The sequence below is a fragment of the Rhizobium sp. 268 genome (genome assembly GCF_036571585.1).
GTDB classification, from domain to species: Bacteria; Pseudomonadota; Alphaproteobacteria; order Rhizobiales; family Rhizobiaceae; genus Rhizobium; species Rhizobium redzepovicii.
The window spans coordinates 188121-201934 of record NZ_JAPPSO010000006.1; the positions used below are offsets into that span (position 1 = coordinate 188121).

Annotated in this window: 13 protein-coding genes; 8 read left to right on the forward strand and 5 right to left on the reverse strand. The window is 61.3% G+C overall.

What is annotated here, in order from left to right; translation table 11 throughout:
* Nucleotides 1-50 precede the first annotated feature (50 nt).
* Nucleotides 51-776, forward strand: coding sequence for a beta-ketoacyl-ACP reductase (locus tag OS035_RS13870; protein WP_331813808.1), 726 nt, complete (start codon nucleotides 51-53; stop codon nucleotides 774-776).
* 91 nt (nucleotides 777-867) lie between these two features.
* On the opposite strand, the gene OS035_RS13875 is transcribed toward OS035_RS13870, so the two are convergent.
* The 3 genes from OS035_RS13875 to OS035_RS13885 all read right to left on the reverse strand — a co-directional run bounded on the left by OS035_RS13875 (nucleotide 868) and on the right by OS035_RS13885 (nucleotide 1664).
* The gene (locus OS035_RS13875; protein ID WP_165503890.1) at nucleotides 868-1026 is read right to left on the reverse strand and encodes a hypothetical protein; all 159 of its coding nucleotides are present in this window, start codon (nucleotides 1024-1026) and stop codon (nucleotides 868-870) included.
* 194 nt (nucleotides 1027-1220) lie between these two features.
* Nucleotides 1221-1481: a YMGG-like glycine zipper-containing protein gene (locus OS035_RS13880; protein ID WP_003543792.1), complete on the reverse strand. Its 261-nt coding sequence runs from the start codon at nucleotides 1479-1481 to the stop codon at nucleotides 1221-1223.
* Nucleotides 1482-1508: 27 nt separating this feature from the next.
* Nucleotides 1509-1664 carry a DUF3309 family protein gene (locus tag OS035_RS13885; protein ID WP_003543790.1) on the reverse strand — a complete coding sequence of 52 codons (156 nt, stop codon included), beginning with the start codon at nucleotides 1662-1664 and terminating at the stop codon, nucleotides 1509-1511.
* A gap of 794 nt (nucleotides 1665-2458) precedes the next feature.
* On the opposite strand from OS035_RS13885, the gene OS035_RS13890 reads away from it, so the two are divergent.
* The 5 genes from OS035_RS13890 (at nucleotide 2459) to OS035_RS13910 (ending at nucleotide 8832) form a co-directional block, all read left to right on the forward strand.
* On the forward strand, nucleotides 2459-5683 hold the full coding sequence (locus OS035_RS13890; RefSeq protein ID WP_097625147.1) for a helicase-related protein: 3225 nt from the start codon (nucleotides 2459-2461) through the stop codon (nucleotides 5681-5683).
* A gap of 2 nt (nucleotides 5684-5685) precedes the next feature.
* Entirely contained in the window at nucleotides 5686-6090 is a 405-nt protein-coding gene (locus OS035_RS13895) for an RNA-binding S4 domain-containing protein (protein WP_097625012.1), read from the forward strand.
* 193 nt (nucleotides 6091-6283) lie between these two features.
* The gene (gene fdxA / locus OS035_RS13900) at nucleotides 6284-6622 is read left to right on the forward strand and encodes a ferredoxin FdxA (protein WP_007632346.1); all 339 of its coding nucleotides are present in this window, start codon (nucleotides 6284-6286) and stop codon (nucleotides 6620-6622) included.
* A gap of 395 nt (nucleotides 6623-7017) precedes the next feature.
* The gene (locus OS035_RS13905) at nucleotides 7018-7590 is read left to right on the forward strand and encodes a CarD family transcriptional regulator (RefSeq protein ID WP_003543775.1); all 573 of its coding nucleotides are present in this window, start codon (nucleotides 7018-7020) and stop codon (nucleotides 7588-7590) included.
* Nucleotides 7591-7968: 378 nt separating this feature from the next.
* Nucleotides 7969-8832, forward strand: a complete 864-nt coding sequence (locus OS035_RS13910; RefSeq protein ID WP_097625011.1) for an RNA polymerase factor sigma-32 — start codon at nucleotides 7969-7971, stop codon at nucleotides 8830-8832.
* Between the two features lie 102 nt (nucleotides 8833-8934).
* Here the strand turns inward: OS035_RS13910 and OS035_RS13915 are convergent, their stop codons facing one another.
* A complete protein-coding gene (locus tag OS035_RS13915) occupies nucleotides 8935-10479 on the reverse strand; it encodes a M48 family metalloprotease (protein ID WP_097625010.1) in 1545 nt (514 codons plus the stop codon).
* 382 nt (nucleotides 10480-10861) lie between these two features.
* Nucleotides 10862-12400 (reverse strand): MDR family MFS transporter, encoded by a 1539-nt coding sequence (locus tag OS035_RS13920; RefSeq protein WP_331813809.1) that lies wholly within the window; start codon nucleotides 12398-12400, stop codon nucleotides 10862-10864.
* A gap of 115 nt (nucleotides 12401-12515) precedes the next feature.
* Here OS035_RS13920 and OS035_RS13925 point away from each other — a divergent pair, with 115 nt between their 5' ends.
* The gene (locus tag OS035_RS13925; RefSeq protein ID WP_097625008.1) at nucleotides 12516-13043 is read left to right on the forward strand and encodes a MarR family winged helix-turn-helix transcriptional regulator; all 528 of its coding nucleotides are present in this window, start codon (nucleotides 12516-12518) and stop codon (nucleotides 13041-13043) included.
* A 113-nt stretch (nucleotides 13044-13156) separates the two neighbouring features.
* The gene (locus tag OS035_RS13930; protein ID WP_179867093.1) at nucleotides 13157-13813 is read left to right on the forward strand and encodes a thiamine diphosphokinase; all 657 of its coding nucleotides are present in this window, start codon (nucleotides 13157-13159) and stop codon (nucleotides 13811-13813) included.
* The last annotated feature ends 1 nt before the right edge of the window (nucleotide 13814 follow it).

A 13814-nucleotide genomic window follows, 5' to 3' on the forward strand; every position in this document is an offset into this window, starting at 1 on the left:
TGATTGAAAAATCCCGCCAGAGCGGGGCGAAAACAAAAGGGGAGCGGAACATGAGCAGAGTGGCTGTGGTCACCGGGGGTACGCGCGGCATTGGTGCGGCCATATCCGTGGCGCTGAAAAACGCCGGATACAGGGTTGCCGCCAATTATGCCGGCAACGACGAGAAGGCCAAAGCCTTCCACGACGCCACCGGCGTGCCGGTGTTCAAATGGGATGTTTCGGATTACGCCGCCTGCGGCGAGGGGATCGCCCGGATCGAAAGCGAGAGCGGGCCGGTGGAAGTGCTCGTCAACAATGCCGGCATCACCCGCGACGCGATGTTCCACAAGATGACGCCGCAGCAGTGGCACGAGGTGATCAATACCAACCTCACCGGCCTGTTCAACATGACGCATCAGGTCTGGACCGGCATGCGTGACCGCAGCTTCGGCCGCATCGTCAATATTTCGTCGATCAACGGCCAGAAGGGGCAGATGGGTCAGGCGAACTATTCGGCGGCCAAAGCCGGCGATCTCGGCTTCACCAAGGCGCTGGCCCAGGAAGGGGCGGCCAAGAACATCACCGTCAATGCCATCTGCCCCGGTTACATCGGAACCGAGATGGTGCTCGCCGTGCCGGAGAAGGTGCTGAACGAACGTATCATTCCGCAGATTCCCGTCGGGCGTCTCGGCGAGCCTGAGGAAATTGCGCGCTGCGTTACCTTCCTCGCCTCCGACGATGCCGGCTTCATCACCGGCTCGACGCTGACCGCCAATGGCGGGCAGTTCTTCGTCTAACCGGCCCCGGAAATCGGAATCGACTTGAAAGCGATAGCGCGTCTTGCCGGACGCGCTATCGCTCTTTGTATGGATGCCCGCCGTGCGGACATCAGGAACGGCCGCCGGTGTTTTGGTGACGCCGTGGCGGAATCTTGACCGGCACGCGCTGCGGCGAGCGATCCTGGCCGCGAAGAGCTGAAATCGCGCTTGTGAGGAAAGCCAAGGCGATGAGAATGGCGACAGCGGAATTCAGGAAAATCTGACCCATGGAAGCGTTCCTTTCAGATGCGCCGGGCGGATTCGCCTGCCCACTGCGCTCATGAAGCAAATGTGCACCTGCCTGATGGAGGTCGGTAGGTTTGGCTTTGGCGACCGATCGTCAACGCCGCGTTGACGGAGGCGGCCATCAAAGAAAAACGGGCGCCGAAGCGCCCGTTGGGAAGTCCGATATGCTTTTGCCGATCAGTAGCGGCAACGGGCCTCGTAGCGGCGGCCGTAGCGGTCGCGATAGACGCAGTAGCCGCGGCGTTCGACCGACTGGCCGATGAGAGCGCCGGTCAGACCGCCGGCAACGGCGCCGACGGCGGCACCACCCCAGCTGTTGGTCACGGCACCGCCGATGACCGCGCCGGTGCCGGCGCCGATCGCCGTTCCCTGCTCGGTCGCTGTGCAGGATGCCAGGGCGCCGACGAGCGCACCAATAAGAACAATCTTCTTCATCATGTCGTAACTCCCCAGGTTTGTTGGCCTTTAGATGCGGCCCATGAGTACAAGGATAATGATAATCACGAGAACTAGCCCCAAACCGCCAGAAGGTCCATAGCCCCAGCCACGGCTATAACCCCAATTCGGCAAGGCTCCGATCAAGAGCAGAATGAGGATAACAAGAAGTATTGTGCCAAGCATGGTGTGTTTCCTTCATTTCATCCGCAATTTGAATGGACCAGAAACACGCATTGGCGATTTTTGTTCCCGGTTAAGCCAGGAAATGTGACGCGCTCGGACCCCCGCCCTATCGAAAACCTGCCCGTATGGTTAAAAAGGCGTTTAAATACAACATGTTGCGGTGAACAAAGCGAGAAGGTCCCGATGTCGCCGATTCGTCAGCGATTCGTTCCGTATTTGATCGGCGCGCCGCCGGCGACCATCCCGGCTTAACGGGATATGAATCCGGCTTCCGAAAGATTAATGCCGATGGACAAGGCGGAACGGGGACGCCGATCGGCGATACGCATATAGCGCATGGACCGAGTTTCGCCACCAGATGTGGCCGTGAACGAAAGGCGAAAACGATGCGGTCAGCGATTCGTCGCCGATTCGTTCCGGCTTTGGTCGAGAGGTTAATTTCAGGCGCAATTTTTGATTGTTCGCCACTGGCCGGATTCGCCGATGGCGGTGACGAAAATGCCAAGCGGAGGGAGTCAGACGATTCAGCATCTAGTGGGAAAAAGTGATTCAAAATCAATACTTAGCCGTGAACAAAAGCTGAATCATCGGGAGTCAGCGATTCGTCGCTGATTCGTTCTCACGCTGTTCCGAATCGCAAATACCGGCGGTCCGCGTGACTCGCCAAGGTCGTAATCCCGGCAGCATTTTAAAATCTGCCCTTGCGTTTGCGGCGGCGGCTGTCCATGTGTTCTCTGGCTTCCGTCGCGGAAGCACTGTTTTCCTGGGGGCTGCCCGCCTCATTTGCATGGACCATGACTCTGACTTCGCAGCCGATGATTCTGAGCGGGCGCGGTGTGACCGCGGTGCTTGGGCCGACCAATACCGGTAAGACCCATTATGCCATCGAGCGCATGGTCGCTCACGGGACCGGCGTGATCGGCCTGCCGCTCAGGCTGCTGGCGCGTGAGGTCTATACGCGGGTGGTGGAGAAGGTCGGCGCGCAGAATGTGGCGCTGGTCACCGGCGAGGAAAAGATTTCGCCGCCCAATGCGCGCTTTTCGGTCTGCACCGTCGAGGCGATGCCGCGTGAGACCAAGGCCGCCTTCGTCGCAATCGACGAGGTGCAGCTCGCCGGCGATCTTGAGCGCGGCCATATCTTCACCGACCGCATCCTGCATCTTCGCGGCCGCGAGGAAACGCTGCTGCTCGGCGCGGCAACGATGCAGCCGATCCTGCAGCAGCTCCTGCCCGGCATCACGATCGTCGAGCGGCCGCGGCTTTCGCATCTTTTCTATGCCGGGCAGAAGAAGATCACCCGGCTGCCGCAGCGCTCGGCCATCGTCGCCTTCTCGGCCGACGAGGTCTATGCGATCGCCGAACTCATCCGCCGGCAGCGCGGCGGCGCGGCTGTCGTGCTCGGCGCGCTCAGCCCGCGCACCCGCAATGCGCAGGTGGCGCTTTATCAGGCGGGCGATGTCGAATATCTGGTGGCGACCGATGCGATCGGCATGGGCCTCAACCTCGATGTCGATCACGTCGCCTTCGCCCAGGACCGGAAGTTCGACGGCTACCAGTTTCGCAATCTCAATCCGGGCGAACTCGGCCAGATCGCCGGACGCGCCGGGCGGCACGTTCGCGACGGTACCTTCGGCGTCACCGGACAGGTTTCGCCCCTGGACGAGGAGCTGGTACAGCGCATCGAAGGGCATGAATTCGACAACGTCAAGGTTTTGCAGTGGCGCACCACCGAGATGGACTTCTCCTCGATCCAAGCGCTGCGCGCCAGCCTCGAGGCGGGACCGCGCGTAGCGGGGTTGACGCGGGCGCTGCCTGCGGTCGACCAGCAGGCGCTGGAACAGCTTTCACGTTATCCCGAGGTGATCAACCTTGCCGACAGGCCGGCCCGGGTCGAAAAACTCTGGGAGGCTTGCGCGCTTCCCGACTATCGGCGTATCACCCCGGCACAACATGCCGATCTTATCTCGACCCTCTTTTCCGATCTCGTGCGCTATGGCACGGTGAACGAGCAGTTTCTCGCGGAACAGGTTCATCGCTCCGATCGGACAGATGGGGAAATTGACACGCTTTCGGCGCGAATCGCGCAGATAAGAACCTGGACCTATGTTTCGAATCGGCCTGGTTGGCTTGCCGATCCGACACACTGGCAGGAAAAGACGCGGGAAATCGAAGATCGATTGTCCGACGCGTTACATGAAAGGTTGACGAAACGCTTTGTTGATCGCAGGACATCTGTGCTCATGAAGCGCCTGAGAGAGAATGCGATGCTGGAAGCTGAAATCAGTGTGAATGGCGATGTCTTCGTTGAAGGACATCATGTAGGGCAATTGAGCGGATTCCGCTTCACGCCGGTGGCGGGAACGGACGGACCGGATGCCAAGGCGGTTCAGGCTGCGTCGCAGAAAGCGCTCGCGCTCGAATTCGAGGCCCGTGCGGCTCGAATCCATGCCGCTGGCAACAGTGACCTGGCGATCGGTTCGGATGGCCTGATCCGTTGGATCGGCGACCCGGTGGCGCGGCTTTCGGGCAGCGATCACATCATGCGTCCGCGGGTGATTCTGCTGGCCGACGAGCAGTTGACGGGCAATGCCCGCGATCATGTCGCCGCCCGTGTCGAACGCTTCGTCAATCATCATATCAGCACGGTGCTGAAGCCGCTCGATGATCTGTCGCGCGCCGAGGACCTGCAGGGTCTGGCAAAGGGGCTCGCGTTCCAGCTCGTCGAAAACCTCGGCGTGCTGTTCCGCCGTGACGTGACCGAGGAGGTCAAGTCGCTCGATCAGGAGGCCCGCGCCTCGATGCGCCGCTACGGCGTGCGTTTCGGCGCTTACCATATTTTCGTTCCGGCACTTCTGAAGCCGGCGCCGGCCGAGCTCATCACGCTGCTCTGGGCGCTGAAGAACGACGGTTTGGACAAGCCGGGCTACGGCGATCTCATTCCGGTGCTTGCCGCCGGCCGCACCTCGGTCGTCACCGACCCAAGTTTCGAGCGGATGTTCTATAAGCTCGCCGGCTTCCGCTTCCTCGGCAAGCGTGCCGTGCGCATCGACATCCTCGAGCGGCTTGCCGATATCATCCGGCCGCTGCTGCAGTGGAAGCCCGGTCAGAGCAACCGGCCGGAGGGCGCCTATGACGGCCGCCGCTTCACGACGACGACGGCGATGCTGTCGATCCTCGGGGCGACGCTCGAGGACATGGAAGAAATCCTCAAGGGTCTCGGCTATCGCGCCGATGCGGTGAAGGCGGAAGAGGCATCGGCACATCTTGCGACGCAGGATGCGGCCTCAGTGCCGGCAACGGCCGCGGAAACGCCTGCCGACGATACAGCTGAAAAGGCCGATCACGACGATGCCGACGGCGCGACGGAGGAAACTGCCGCCGAGCCATCTGTGGCCGAGGCAGCTTCTGCTGATGTGGACACGCCGGTGGCGGAAACGGTGAAAACCGCGGCTCCTGATGAAGCGGTCGAGACATCTGCTCCTGATGAAGCTTCCGCGCCTGAGGAAGCGGTGTCCGCTTCCGAGGAAACCGGCGAGCCGGTGGAACCGAAGCCGGTTCTTCTGTGGCGTCTCGGCGGCCGCAACGACAATCAGCGCCAGGCGCGCGGCGGGCATGGCGAACGCCGTGGCGGCCAGGGCCAGGAGCGGGGCCAGAACCAGGAACGCGGCGACCGCAATCGCCGGCCGGGTGGTGGTGAAGGCGGCGATGGCAATCGCGGCGGCGAAGGCCGCGACAATAATCGTCACAACCGCGGCAAGGACGGCGGCAACCGCGATGGCGGCCGGCCGCAGCAGCCAAGAGGCGACCGCAACAACCAGCCACGGGGCGACCAGCCACGCGGTGACCGGCAGGACCGCAAGGATCGCGGCGAGCGAAATGACCGCAACGATCGCAACAACAACCGCGGCGGTTCGCAGCCGCTGCGCTTCGAAGCCAAGCCGCCGCGCAAGGAGAAGCCGATCGATCCGGATTCGCCTTTCGCCAAGCTCGCGGCTCTCAAGGAGCAGATGAAGAAGTAATCATGAGCGGGGAGACACAGCCGACAAGCGGTTCGCGCCAGCGCATCGACAAGTGGCTGTTCTTCGCGCGTATGGTGAAGTCGCGCTCGCTGGCGCAGAGCCATATCCAGTCGGGCCATGTGCGTATCAACGGCGAGCGCTGCAATCATCCGAGCCAGATGGTCAAGCCGGGCGACCGTATCGAGCTGACGCTGGAGCGGCGCGACGTCGTTCTCGTCATGCGACTCGCCGGCGAGCGGCGGGGGCCTTACGAGGAGGCCCGCCTGCTCTACGAGGACCTGTCGCCGCCGCCGGATGAGGCAAAACGCCTCAGCCCCTACGAGCAGGCGATCCGGGCGACCGGCACCGGCCGGCCGACCAAAAAGGAACGACGCGCAATCGACCGCCTGATGTCGGACGAGGATTAGAAAACTCTGCCCGCGGTGGCGGCTTTTGCAGATCGTTTATCCTTGAAATCCGGCGTTAAAGCCGATACGTCACTGACAACCTGCCGGAAGCGTGCTTGCCTCCCAAGCCTGCCCACGCTTTTCTTCCGGCACGGGGACAGGCGCGACGTTCCAGGTTGCCCGGCCCCATCAGCATGGAATCCTGGAGTTCTTCATGACCTACGTCGTGACCGACAATTGCATCAAGTGCAAATACACCGATTGCGTGGAAGTCTGCCCCGTCGACTGCTTCTACGAGGGCGAGAATTTCCTCGTCATCCATCCCGACGAATGCATCGATTGCGGCGTCTGCGAACCTGAATGTCCCGCCGAGGCGATCAAGCCGGATACCGAGCCAGGCCTCGACAAATGGCTGAAGATCAACACCGAATATGCCACCATCTGGCCGAATATCACGGTCAAGAAGGAGCCGTTGCCGGAGGCCAAGGAGATGGATGGCGAGACCGGAAAGTTCGAGAAGTATTTCTCGGAAAAACCCGGTTCCGGCGATTGAGACGGCGGCCATAATCGGCCGCCGGATTGAGGCGGCTGTGGGGTAAAACGTTTTAAAAGCTGCGTGAGGGATATGGGTGACATGTGTTGCCCGCATGACTCAAGCGAAGCAAATTATTGATTTCCTCATATTTTTATGATAGGTTTCGTCTACTGTTCCATTTGTGGCATGACGCATGCCCAAAACCATCACGAAAGCAAAACCAAATCCGTACGCGGTTTCCGTGACATATCAACGCTTTGAGCGCCGGGTCCCAAGATCGTGCGCAAGAAGTTCTTTGCTTTTGCCCGATGGGACCAGAGTGAAGTCACCCGACGGATTCTACCGTCTCACCCGGGCCTGACTGACCCGGCTCCGGCCGCCGCCGGAAGCGTAACAGGGAGTTTTTGAATAGAATGACGACTCAGCAGAAAAAGCCTTCCACAGCACGCCATGGCTTCAAGACCGGTGAATCGATCGTCTACCCCGCTCACGGCGTCGGTACCATCACCGCTATCGAAGAGCAAGAAGTTGCCGGCATGAAGCTCGAACTTTTCGTTATCGATTTCGAAAAGGACAAGATGCGCCTGAAGGTTCCGGTCGCGAAGGCCATGAGCATCGGCATGCGCAAGCTTTCGGAAACGGATTTCGTCGAGCGTGCATTGAAGGTCGTGCAGGGCAAGGCCCGCGTCAAGCGCACCATGTGGTCCCGCCGCGCCCAGGAATATGATGCCAAGATCAATTCCGGCGACCTGATTTCCATCGCTGAAGTCGTGCGCGATCTCTATCGTGCCGAAAACCAACCTGAACAGTCCTATTCCGAGCGCCAGCTTTATGAGGCTGCACTCGACCGCATGGCGCGCGAAATCGCCGCCGTCAACAAGATGTCGGAAACCGAAGCCGTCCGCCTCGTCGAGACCAATCTCAACAAGGGTCCGAAGCGTGGTAAGGCGATCGAAGAAGACGATTCGCAGGACGAAGCCGCTTAAGGCGATCCTGTTTTTCTTTATCAAAAAACCCGGCGCAAGCCGGGTTTTTTATTGGAACTTTTTCACGGCTGCCGCGTTTAACACACGTAATTGCGGACTGCTCGTCGGGCAATGTGCCTCGACGGGCGAACTGCTATTCCGTCAATGTTCGATGAGGAGCGGATCATGCCTTTTCAATATTGCCCATCCGGCAAGGTGAAGAAACAGGTCCAGCCCGGCCGTCTTAACGGCACATGATGAGAAATAGGGCCTCCCCCTGAAAAGTCCAGGGGCGAGGCCTTTATGCATTCAGATCCCCCATTCAGTCCGGACCGCGATGTTCCGGAAGGTGCGTTTTATTGTTCATTTAGGGCGAGAGGCCTGTTTCAGGAGATCGAAATGAAGAACATGTCTGCAGACCGGCGCATGATCAAGATCGCGATGGCCGCCCCCTACCTCGCCCGTCAGGAAGAGCACGATCTCGCCATTCGCTGGAAGGATCACGACGACCGCGGCGCGCGCAACCAGATCGCCATGGCCCATATGCGGCTCGTCATATCGATGGCGGGCAAGTTCCGCAATTTCGGCCTGCCAATGAGCGATCTTGTGCAGGAGGGCTATGTCGGCCTGCTCGAGGCGGCCGCCCGCTTCGAGCCGGAACGCGATGTGCGTTTTTCGACCTATGCAAGCTGGTGGATCAGGGCTTCGATTCAGGATTATATCCTGCGCAACTGGTCGATCGTGCGCGGCGGCACGAGCTCGGCCCAGAAGGCGCTGTTCTTCAATCTGCGTCGTCTGCGCGCCAAGCTCGCCAAGGGCGACACCCAGCTGACGCTGCAATCCATTCACCAGGAAATCGCCGCGGCGCTTGGCGTCAGCCTCGCCGATGTGCAGACGATGGATGCCAGGCTTTCCGGCAACGACGCCTCGCTGCAGGCGCCTTCGGTCTCCGGCGATGCCGAGAGTGCAGAGAAGATGGACTTCCTCGTCAGCGACGATCCCCTGCCGGATGAGCAGGTTTCCAACATGATCGACGGCGAGCGCCGCCGCGTCTGGCTCGCCTCGGCGCTGAAACATCTCAACGAACGCGAGATGAAAATCATCAGCGCCCGGCGTCTGGCGGAAGACGGCGCCACGCTCGAAGAACTCGGCGCCGATCTCGGTATTTCCAAGGAACGTGTGCGGCAGATCGAAAGCCGGGCGATGGAGAAGCTCCGCAGCGCGCTGGTCAACGCCGATCCGCACATGGCGGCCTATGCTTAGATTTAAAGTTCTGCTGCGTCCCGAGGGCGTCGAAAGACGCCCGGCGCCGTAACTTCGTTCCCCTCCAGCAGCACTGACTCGCCCGGCGTAAGCCGGGTTTTTTTATTCGGCGATGATCTTGACGCGATCGCCGGGTGAAACGGCTGCACCCGTGGGCAGGGCATTGATGAGTTTGAAGAGATCGAGTTTGCGATCGGTGCCCATCATGCGGGCGGCGAGCGTCGAGATGTTTTCACCCGGTCGGACGGTGACGACACGGATGCGCAGCGGCTTCAGCGAGGCTGCCTCCGCCGGCGTCATGCGCCGGAAACTTGCGCGCAGGACATTGGCGGTCGGCTCAAGGGCGTCGCTGCCTTTCGGCACGGCGGTCAGGAAACGGAAGATCTGCGAATTGTTGCGGATCACGGTAACGTCGAAATCCCAGCGATCCGCGCTTGCACGCGCTGTGGCTGCTTCCATGCCGTTGATGGTGACTGGCTGGATGGTCGACGGGTCGAGGCCGGTCACCCAGCCGCTGGAGATATAGTTGGTGAGGCTCTGGTTCTGATTGTCGGCGACGCCGTCGAATCGGACAGCGATGTCGTTCGGGCCGGTGGCCATCACGGCTTCGACCTTGTTGTCGATGTGAAAATCCGGTGGCACGTCAAAGCGGATGCCGAGGCCTCCATGCAGGAAGGTCTGGCCGCGCACATAGCCTTCCTCCGGGCTGTCGCCGTAGAGCAGGCCGTCTATGCCGTCGAGATAATAGTCGCGGCCCTTGTCGCCGACCGACCCTTCCTGGCCGAAGGCCCGCGCATGGGTGCGGGCAAGCTCGATGCGCTGGGCGGAATTCGGATGGCTCGACAGGAAGTCGAGGCTTTGATCGGCTTCGGGATCGACCGACATGAAGCGGCTGTACGCCGCCATGGAATCGAGGAAGCGGGCAGCGGAATAGGGGTCGTAGCCGGCTTCGCCGAGCATGCGCACGCCGATGACATCGGCCTGCAATTCCTGCTGGCGGGAGAAGGCGGCGAGCCGCAGTTTGCCGCGGGCTAGCGCCTGCTTGCCGGCGATATCGCTGGAAAGGACCTCGGCGACGACGCGGCTGGCGATGACCTCAGCCTCTTCGCGCTTCTGCCGCTCGATGCCGTGGTTCGCCGTCACATGGCCCATCTCGTGCGACAGCACGGCGGCGACCTCGGAGGCGTCGTTGGCAAGGGCGAGCAGGCCGCGGGTGACGTAGAGATAGCCGCCCGGCAGCGCAAAGGCGTTGATCGCCGGTGAATTCAGGATGGTGATGCGGTAGGACTGGCTCGGATTTTCCGACACCGCCGTCAGCGCGCCGGCGATGCGGGCGACGAGGCGCTCGGTCTTGGCGTCCTTGTATTCGCCGCCGTAGCTTGCGACGATGCGCGGATGTTCGCGGGCGCCCATTGCCGCGCGCGGGTCGTTCTTCTGCACCTCGTCGACGATCTGCGGATTGGAAGAAGGCGACACGCTCGGCTGATAGGATTGCTCGATCAGCGTTTGACAGCCATTCAGCGCCATTGCGATGGTCGAAAGCAGCATCAGGCGACGCGCGAAGCGCCGGGGCGCGAAGATGGCATCACTGGAAAGCGCGGGCGATTTCCACGTCGTCAAGCTTTCCAGTCTGGTTCTCCGCATCATGTCGCTATTTTGCCGGTTCGCCGCAGATTGGCACCGACCGTGGCAAGGGGAATTCAACAGGTGCCCACCCCTGATCTCGCGCTGCACAATCGGCCGATACAAGTCCTTGCTGTAGCTGATTTACGCATCGGTTGCATAGCGAGACTCTGCTTAAATGTGGCGGCGTTGCATTTTGGCAAGCCTCGGGCGTTGAGGCCTCCCTTCGCTCGGATGAAATTATGGCGAAAGTTCCGTCAGAAAGCGGAGATTCGTCGACTGCGCGGAAAAAGAACGGCCCGATTGAAGCAATCGAGCTGATGGGGGCAGTCAGCCGGGAAAATTACAATCCTTGATGGTCCTGTCCCAGAAGAACGCCTTCCGATGAGGTATCCGCCCCGATTCGTTATTCCGCGGCTTCGGCCGTCGTCGGTTGTGGTCTTATCGTCTCGCCGGCGCGGGGCAGTTGCACAGGCTTCAGCATGAGAGCGGCCACAAGGCCGATCACCGCAAAGGCGCAGGCCGTCAGGAAGAGCGGCGAGAAGGCGGCGGCATAAAGGTCGGCGACAGACTGGCGGCTTGCTTCGGGAAGGGAAGCCATCATCTTCGGCGTCAGCTGCTCGATATCAGCGACACCGGGAATGGACACGCCGACCTTGTTAAGCTGAGAGGCGATGATGGCGCCATAGATGGAGATAGCGATCGACGCGCCTCCCATGCGCGACAGCGTCACCGAACCGGTGGCGGCGCCGACGTCGCGGGCGGGCGCTGCATTCTGCACGCCGATGACGGGAACCTGCTGGGCAAGGCCGATGCCGATACCATGCAGCATCATGATCGCGCCGATGAAAGCGATCGGCGTTCCCGCATGGATCTGCGACATCAGCGCGAAGGCGATGGCGCTGCAGGTCAGGCTTGCAATGGCGAAGGGCTTGTAGCGCCCCGTCTTTGAGATGATGCGGCCTGCGGACAGCGATCCGCAGACGAGGCCGCCCGTCAGAAGGATGAAGAGAAGGCCGGCGGCAGAGGGCGAAAGGCCGGTGGTGGTCTGGAGAAAGAGCGCGAGGTAATTGACCATGCCGATGGCGATGGCGCCGCCCATAATCGAGATCACCAGGAGCAGGTTGAAGGTCGAATTACGAAAGAGCTCCAGCGGCACGATCGGCTCCGGCGCGCAGCGTTCGACGAATACCCAAGTGACGGCGCAGACGACGCCGAAGGCGACGATGGCGATACTCTGCGGCGAGACCAATGCGCCGAACAGTTCGCTGCTGTCAGTGGCAAGCACGATACTGGTTGTCGTCAGCGCGAGCAGCAGCGCACCGGCATAATCGATCCTCGGGCGGCGATGCGGCTTGCGATAAGGTAACATCATGGCAAGTCCGGCGAGCGCGATCAGGCCGATCGGCACGTTGACGAGGAAAATCGAACGCCAGCCGAAAAGGTCGCTCATCGTGCCGCCGAGCACCGGACCGATCGCGCCGGACGCCATCAGCACGAGGCTGGAATAGCTCTGGTAACGCGCCCGCTCGCGCGGCTCGAACAAATCGGCATTGACCGCGAAGATCGACACCATGATGCCGCCGCCGCCGAGACCCTGCAGCACGCGGGCGGCGATTAGCGTGTTCATCGAGACCGCGAGGCCGCAGACCGCTGAGCCGACGGTGAAAATCATGATCGCCGCCATCATCACATATTTGCGGCCGAAGAGATCGCCGAGCTTGCCATAGAGCGGCATGACGGCGCTGAGCGCCAGGAGATAGGCCGAGCCGATCCAGCCGAAACGCTCGAGATGGCCGAATTCGCCGACGATCGTCGGCAGCGCCGTCGAAACGATCTGATTATCGAGCGTCGCCATGAACATGGCCGTCATCAGGAAGAAGAAGAGGATAAGCCGGCGACGAGGATCCGTCACGAGCGGCTGAGGCGCGAATTGCATGTCCATGGGAGCATCGTTCCGGGTTGGCCGCTTTTTATGTGCTGACAGCATATATTTGTCAATAGCACATTAATGACATCGGCATATTCAAAATCTGAAACGGCTCTGATATGGTCCGATTATGAATGACGTGCTGACCAAAACCAATTCCCCGGAACCGGCTGCGCCGGATGAGAAAAACGTCCCACGCATCGGCCGGAGCATGGGGCGCATGCGGTTGATGACCGGGCGGCGGTTGATCGGCCGGTTGGCGATCCAGAGTGCCGCGCCGGGCCTCGAACTTTCGCATCTCGATGTGCTCGATGCTGTGCGCAGGGCGCAGCCTGCCGGCGAAGTCACGGTCGGCATGATCGCGGAGATGCTGCGCATCGATCCGTCACGGGCAAGCCGGGTGGTGGCCGACATGGTCGGGCGTAACGTGCTGCGCCGCGAGGCTTCACAGGCCGATGCCCGGCGGATTGTCGTCGTCATGACCGAGGTCGGCCAGAAACTGCTTGCCGAGATCGTCGCGCAGAAACTAGCGATCATCTCCGAGATCGTCTCCGACTGGTCCGAGGAGGATGTCGATCGCTTCGCCATATTGTTCGAACGTTTCATCGGCGGCTACGAGGCGGTCTTCCAGTCGCGCGACAAGGACACGCCGGGCTAGCGTCATTTTCACATGAGCGCGGGCGCGTCCTGTTGGATGCGCGGCGCTAGACGGCAAATGGGGCCGATCCAGCCGCGCCCCTTCCCCTCGACCCCTCGTTTGCGCTAAGGGCAATGCCCATGAGCCAATCCACCTTTACCATTCTCCTTGGCGGCGAACTCAGCCTGACGGAGCGTCTGCGCCATGCCGTCGGCGGCAGCCGTTTCATCGCAGCCGATGGCGGTATGCGGCATGCGGCGGCACTTGGCATTACGCCGGAGATCTGGGTCGGCGATTTCGATTCGACCCCGGCCGATCTCGAAGGCGCCTTTCCCGATGTGCCGAAACAGCCCTATCCCGCGGCAAAGGCGGCGACGGACGGCGAAATCGCCGTGTCGGAAGCAATCGCGCGGGGTGCGCGGCGGCTGATCCTGGCCGGTGCGCTTGGCGGCGAACGCTCGGACCACGCGCTTCAGCATCTGCTGTCGGCCGTCAGTCTGGCGGAACAAGGTTTCGACCTGCTGCTGACCTCGGGCAAGGAGGAGGCGGTGCCGCTGCTTGCCGGAACGATCGAGCTGCATCTTCCCAAGGCCAGCCTGTTTTCCGTGCTCGGGTTCAGCGAGCTGACCGGGCTTTGCATCGACAATGCGCGTTATCCGCTGGCCGATTTCCATCTGCCTTTCGGCTCGTCGCGCACCATTTCCAATGTCGCGGAAGGCAAGGTTTGCTTTTCGCTCCGCAGCGGCCGGGCGATTGTGCTCGCCAGGCCCTATGATCTTTCCGGAGTCTGAT

Excerpts from the sequence above, each read along its gene's own strand:
- OS035_RS13875 (WP_165503890.1), bottom strand. The coding sequence starts at position 1,026 with ATGGGTCAGATTTTCCTGAATTCCGCTGTCGCCATTCTCATCGCCTTG.
- OS035_RS13895 (WP_097625012.1), top strand. The coding sequence starts at position 5,686 with ATGAGCGGGGAGACACAGCCGACAAGCGGTTCGCGCCAGCGCATCGAC.
- OS035_RS13890 (WP_097625147.1), top strand. The coding sequence starts at position 2,459 with ATGACTCTGACTTCGCAGCCGATGATTCTGAGCGGGCGCGGTGTGACC.
- OS035_RS13920 (WP_331813809.1), bottom strand. The coding sequence starts at position 12,400 with ATGGACATGCAATTCGCGCCTCAGCCGCTCGTGACGGATCCTCGTCGC.
- OS035_RS13870 (WP_331813808.1), top strand. The coding sequence starts at position 51 with ATGAGCAGAGTGGCTGTGGTCACCGGGGGTACGCGCGGCATTGGTGCG.
- OS035_RS13905 (WP_003543775.1), top strand. The coding sequence starts at position 7,018 with ATGACGACTCAGCAGAAAAAGCCTTCCACAGCACGCCATGGCTTCAAG.
- OS035_RS13925 (WP_097625008.1), top strand. The coding sequence starts at position 12,516 with ATGAATGACGTGCTGACCAAAACCAATTCCCCGGAACCGGCTGCGCCG.
- OS035_RS13880 (WP_003543792.1), bottom strand. The coding sequence starts at position 1,481 with ATGATGAAGAAGATTGTTCTTATTGGTGCGCTCGTCGGCGCCCTGGCA.
- OS035_RS13910 (WP_097625011.1), top strand. The coding sequence starts at position 7,969 with ATGAAGAACATGTCTGCAGACCGGCGCATGATCAAGATCGCGATGGCC.
- OS035_RS13915 (WP_097625010.1), bottom strand. The coding sequence starts at position 10,479 with ATGATGCGGAGAACCAGACTGGAAAGCTTGACGACGTGGAAATCGCCC.
- fdxA (WP_007632346.1), top strand. The coding sequence starts at position 6,284 with ATGACCTACGTCGTGACCGACAATTGCATCAAGTGCAAATACACCGAT.
- OS035_RS13930 (WP_179867093.1), top strand. The coding sequence starts at position 13,157 with ATGCCCATGAGCCAATCCACCTTTACCATTCTCCTTGGCGGCGAACTC.
- OS035_RS13885 (WP_003543790.1), bottom strand. The coding sequence starts at position 1,664 with ATGCTTGGCACAATACTTCTTGTTATCCTCATTCTGCTCTTGATCGGA.